Raw genomic sequence first — 5,159 nt, forward strand, 5'->3', positions numbered from 1 at the left:
CCCTAGGCACCAGATTGCTGGCGTCGAGAGGAACGGCCGGGGCGTAGCGGCCGGAGACGGTAAATTCATCGCCGTCGGCGGGCGCGATTTCGACCCTGTCGCCAAACCGCGTGAACACCGCCAGGCTTTCGATCAGGTGATAGCCGTCAGGCCGCCTGCCGGTGACATGCAGCGCAAGATTGATCTTGGCGTGCGCGTGCCAGCTACGCGACCCGATGTCGGTTTCCACAATGGTCTGCGAAATGGTGCTCAGTCCTTGGCCAGCCGGTACTCGCCGGTCTTCGGATCCTTGACTAACGTTCCGATCGCGCCGTTGGCTGCCTGCTTTTCGGTGCGCCGCACCTTGGCGGTCACGCGCTCGGCTTCGCGGATGAAGGTGCGGTAGCCGAAATAGGCGGCGACGCCAACGACGGCGAAGAAAATGATCTGCGGCATGCCAAAACTCCTCCCACGCTGGGCCGGCGAAGGCGGCCGGTCGGGTCGGTTAAGCTCTCATGCTAAACGGTTTTGCCCGGTTTTCAAAGCCCGAAGCGAGACCACAATGCGCGCTCTTCCGCCGCATCGATCACGCCGCTGGCGGCAGCGGCTGCGATATCGGGCGCTGAAAAGCCCTTGCTTGAGCCGAACAGGCCGAAGCGGCTGAGGAAACCGCGCGGCGCCGTGATCAGCCTGAGCTGGGTTTTTGCCCCGAAACGGGTCTTGAGCACCGTGCGCATATCGCCGAGCGCATCGACCAGGCCGAGTTCGAGGCCCTTGATCCCTGTCCAGAACAGGCCGGTGAACAGGTCCGGGTCGTCCTTCAGTTTCGTGCCGCGCCGCTCCTTGACGAGGTCGATGAACGTGCCGTGCACCTCGAGCTGTAGCGCCTTCAGCCGCTCGACATCTTCCTTTTTCTCGGGCTTGAACGGGTCGAGCACCGCCTTGTTCTGGCCGGCAGTGTGGACACGTCGTTCGATTCCGATCTTCTTCATCAGTTCCGGGAAGCCGAACGAAGCTGAGACGACGCCGATCGACCCGACGATGGAGGACGGGTCGGCGAAGATCTCGTCGCCGGCGACCGCGATCATGTAGCCGCCCGACGCCGCGACGTCCTCGACGAAGACCAGCACCTTTTTGTTCTTTTCCGTGGCCAGGTCACGGATGCGCTTGAAGATCAGCCGAGACTGCACCGGCGAGCCGCCGGGCGAATTGATCGAGATGGCGACCGCCGGCGCGTCGTAGGAAAACGCCTTCTCGATGAGGCCGGCGGTGGAGGCCAGCGACAGGCTCGGCCGGAACTGGCCACCGCCTGCCATGATGGTGCCGTGCAGCCGGATGACCGGAATGGTGACGACGGTGGAGCGCCAGGATTTCGGCAACAGGCGGTTGATGAGTCGTTTCACGAGGGCGCGGTCTCCGGTCGATGGGTTGCAGGCATGTAGGGATTTCCCGGCCAACGGCAATGTGGCCGGGCAGAATAGCTCAATCTCCGAACAGCGAGGCGAGGCCGTTGGTGATCATTTCGCTGCGCTCGTCGGGCCCGTTGCCTGATTGCGCGTGCAGCATCAGGGGCGGGCGGATGGCAAGCTTTCCCCGTGCCCCGAGCGCTGCCCGCAAGACGATGCGGATTGCCGCCGCGTCGGGGCGAGGGTGGACGGCGAGCATCTCGGCATCGCCGAAGCGCCCCGTGATCGCATCGAGAATGGCGCCGAGCTGTTCGGGCCGGGCGATCACGGCGAGCCCGCCGCGCGGCCTGACCACCGCCGCCGCACTGCGGATCCAGCTCTCGAACACCCCGTCCTCCATGACATGGGCCTCTTTTCTGAGGCGATCGGGGGAGGCGCGGTCCCGGGGAGCGTTGAAGGGAGGGTTCATGATGGCGAAGTCGAAATCATTGTCGGCGAGGCCGGCGGCCGCCCGCGCCCGGCCCGATACGGTGACATCGGCGACCAGCACGGAGGCGCGATCGCTGAGATGGGCATTGCCGGGATGGGCAAGCGTGGCCGCCGCGAAGGCCGCCATTTCCGGCGCGCGTTCGACCAGCACCGCCTCTGCCGCCGGGCAGCGTGACAGCACCGCCAGTCCGGCAGCTCCGGCTCCGGCGCCGAAATCGGCCAGGCGCCCGCCAAAGGTCGATGGCACGGATGCCGCCAGCATCATCGCATCCATGCCGGCGCGATGGCCGCCCTGCTTGGGCTGGACGAGCCAGAACCGGCCGCGATGGAAAGCATCGACCGTATGGGCCGGCGTGTCCGGGACAAGGGCGGCGGGCGCGGCGGACATTATTTTCCGCGGATTTCGTTGGCGATGCCGGCATCCCTGAGGATACGCCGCGCCGCATCGGCCTGGTTCGCGTCGATCATGACGCGCTTCTGCAAAAGACCGATCGACCCTTCGAGAATGCTCATATTCTGGTCGGCGACAAAGCAGGCGATGCCGGCGTCGCGCATCAGCGATTCAACAAAGGAGATGATCACGGCATCGTTGGTGCGGACAAGTTCTATCATCGTATGAAACTCGCAGTTTGCGCTATTGATGTAAACGGGCAGGGGATTCCGAGGCAGAGCCGCTCCCTTGGGGGTCGTTGACATTCTGTCGCCGACGCCGCGCCAATTCGCCACTTGCCGTGGCCATGTCCGCCGCCCTAGAGTCCAAACAGGGACTAAGGGTGCCGTCGCACGCTCTATACCAAGACGGGAGTGATTGTCGTGGGTGTCGTTCTCAACATCGAAAACGGGAAGCGGGAGCCCGCCTCCATCAAGGATCTGATCGATCTGACTGCCGCCGATATGGGGCGCGTCAATGAATTGATCCTCTCCAAGGCCGGCTCCGACGTCGAGATGATCCCGGAGGTCGCCAACCATCTGATCTCGTCCGGCGGCAAACGGCTGCGGCCGATGTTGACGCTGGCCGCCGCGCAGATGTTCGGCTATGCCGGCGAGGGCCACGTCAAGCTCGCCACCTCCGTCGAATTCATGCACACGGCGACGCTTCTGCACGACGATGTCGTCGACGAGAGCGGCATGCGGCGCGGCAAGAAGACCGCCCGCATGATCTGGGGCAACCAGGCAAGCGTGCTGGTCGGCGACTTCCTGCTCGGCCAGGCTTTCCGCATGATGGTCGATGTCGGCTCGCTCGAAGCGCTCGATATCCTGTCGAGTGCTGCTTCGATCATCGCCGAGGGCGAGGTCATGCAGCTTGCCGCCGCCAAGAACCTCGAAACCACCGAGGACGAGCATTTCGCCGTCATCAAGGCCAAGACCGCCGCACTGTTTTCGGCTGCTGCCGAGGTCGGGCCCGTCATCGCCCAGGCGACGCGCAACGATCGTGCCGCGCTGCGCTCCTACGGCATGAATCTCGGCCTTGCCTTCCAGCTGATCGACGACGCGCTGGACTATGGCGGCACCAGCAAGGATCTGGGCAAGAATGTCGGCGACGATTTCCGCGAAGGCAAGGTGACCTTGCCGGTCATCCTCGCCTACCGGCGCGGCACCAAGGCCGAGCGCACTTTCTGGAAGCGCGCCATCGAGGACAATGTCACCGATGACGCCGGCCTGGAAAAGGCGACTGGCCTGATGACTCGCCACGGCGCCATTGCCGACACGATCGGTCGAGCCCGCCATTTCGGCGAGATCGCCCGCGACGCGCTGGCGCCGCTGGAAGCGACGCCGCAGAAATCGGCGCTGATCGACGTCATCGATTTCTGCATCAGCCGGGTGAACTGAGCGGCGTCACCCGGTTGCCGGCTGCTTCGCCTTTCCCGGCAAAGCGAACGCGGCCAGCAGGCTGACAAAGATGCCCGCCGCCGCCAGCCAGAAGGCGATCTGTATGCCGTCGGCTATCGCGGCCTTCAGTGCATCGCCAGTCAATCCGCCGACATGGCCGTTTGCGATGGCGATCAACGTCGCCATGCCGATCGCGTTGCCGATGTTGAGCGTCGTGCAGGCCATCCCCGAGGCGACGCCCTGTTCGTCGTGTGCCACGCCCGACGCGGCCGCGATCCACATGGCGGTCCAGACGATGCCCTGTCCGACACCGGAGATGATCAGGCCGGGAACGATGGCGGCATAGCTGCTGTCGGCTGATGCTCCAAGGACCATCAGCGCTGTGCCGGCTGCGCCGACTATCATGCCGCCGACCAGGGTCGAGCGTGTAGAAAAGCGCGTCGCCAGGCGTTCACCAAGCTGCGTGCCGGCGGCGATGGCGATCGACGGCACCAGGAACGCCAGGCCTGTTTGCAGGGCGGTGAAGCCATGTACGGTCTGCAACAGCACGGTCAGGAAATAGGGCAGCGCTCCGAACGTTCCCATGAACAGGAAGGTGATCGTCATGCCGGCGACGAGGCTGCGATTGCGGAACAGCCGCAGCGGCATCAGCGGGTCAGCGCTCTTCGCCTCAATCAGCGCGAAGGCGATAATGAAGATCGCTGCCAGTGCGGCGCTGGCGATGATCGCTGGCGAACCCCAGCCATATTCAGGTCCCTGGACCAGCGTGAAGACCAGCAATGTGGCGCCTGCGGTGACGGTCAGCGCGCCCGGCAGATCGAAGTTGCGGTGCTGGTGCCGCTTGGGATCGCGCGGAATGATGGCAAATGCGGCGATGATGGCGATGCCAGCCAGCAGCACATTGACGTAGAAGACCGACGACCAGCCGAAGGCGCCTGTCAGGATTCCACCGGCCAGTGAGCCAAGGGTAAGGCCGCTCGCGCCGGCACCGCCCCACACCGCCAGCGCCCTGTTGCGTTCCGGTCCTTCGGCAAACAGGCGGTTGATCAGCGAGAGCGTCGCCGGGAACAGGAAAGCGCCGCCGATGCCTTGCACGGCACGCGCAGCGATGATGATTTCCGGCGACCAGGCGAGGCCGCCGACCAGCGACGAAAGCGCATAGAAGATGAAGATGCGGCGCTGACCGATAAGGTCGGCGGCGCGGCCGCCGAACAGCAGAAAACCGCCGGTAAACACGGTGTAGGCGCTCACCACCCATTGCAAGGTCTGGCCGGAAAAGCCCAGCCCAGCCCCGATTTCGGGCAGCGCCACGAAGACGATGTTGATGTCGAGAGCGATGATAAGCTGGGCGAAGGCGAGCAATGCCAGCGTGGCGCCGCGCTTCGCGCCAATCCCTTTCTGTGTTGCCGTGGCGCCGAGCGGCAGACCTTGATCGAGTGAACTCATGCCCGTCTC

General features: G+C 64.7%; 6 protein-coding genes and 1 pseudogene. 1 reads left to right on the plus strand and 6 read right to left on the minus strand.

What is annotated here, in order from left to right; all coding sequences use genetic code 11:
* From EOC06_RS32240 to EOC06_RS32260, 5 genes and pseudogenes are all read right to left on the minus strand, one after another.
* A pseudogene (locus tag EOC06_RS32240) lies at positions 1-229 on the minus strand (4-(cytidine 5'-diphospho)-2-C-methyl-D-erythritol kinase); the annotation flags it as partial.
* Positions 230-249: 20 nt separating this feature from the next.
* Complete coding sequence (locus EOC06_RS32245) at positions 250-435, minus strand: NfeD family protein (RefSeq protein WP_027035992.1); 186 nt, start codon at positions 433-435, stop codon at positions 250-252.
* 83 nt (positions 436-518) lie between these two features.
* Positions 519-1,382, minus strand: coding sequence for a S49 family peptidase (locus EOC06_RS32250; RefSeq protein ID WP_027035991.1), 864 nt, complete (start codon positions 1,380-1,382; stop codon positions 519-521).
* Between the two features lie 79 nt (positions 1,383-1,461).
* The gene (locus EOC06_RS32255; RefSeq protein ID WP_128309690.1) at positions 1,462-2,262 is read right to left on the minus strand and encodes a tRNA1(Val) (adenine(37)-N6)-methyltransferase; all 801 of its coding nucleotides are present in this window, start codon (positions 2,260-2,262) and stop codon (positions 1,462-1,464) included.
* Complete coding sequence (locus tag EOC06_RS32260) at positions 2,262-2,486, minus strand: DUF2007 domain-containing protein (protein ID WP_027035989.1); 225 nt, start codon at positions 2,484-2,486, stop codon at positions 2,262-2,264. Before EOC06_RS32260 ends, EOC06_RS32255 begins: the two co-directional genes overlap by 1 nt.
* Positions 2,487-2,687: 201 nt before the next feature.
* On the opposite strand from EOC06_RS32260, the gene EOC06_RS32265 reads away from it, so the two are divergent.
* On the plus strand, positions 2,688-3,704 hold the full coding sequence (locus EOC06_RS32265; RefSeq protein ID WP_027035988.1) for a polyprenyl synthetase family protein: 1,017 nt from the start codon (positions 2,688-2,690) through the stop codon (positions 3,702-3,704).
* Positions 3,705-3,710: 6 nt separating this feature from the next.
* On the opposite strand, the gene EOC06_RS32270 is transcribed toward EOC06_RS32265, so the two are convergent.
* Positions 3,711-5,150, minus strand: coding sequence for an MFS transporter (locus EOC06_RS32270; protein ID WP_128309691.1), 1,440 nt, complete (start codon positions 5,148-5,150; stop codon positions 3,711-3,713).
* Positions 5,151-5,159 lie beyond the last annotated feature (9 nt).

Origin of the sequence: Mesorhizobium sp. M7A.F.Ca.MR.362.00.0.0 (assembly GCF_004023175.1) — a bacterium.
In the GTDB taxonomy this organism is placed as follows: domain Bacteria; phylum Pseudomonadota; class Alphaproteobacteria; order Rhizobiales; family Rhizobiaceae; genus Mesorhizobium.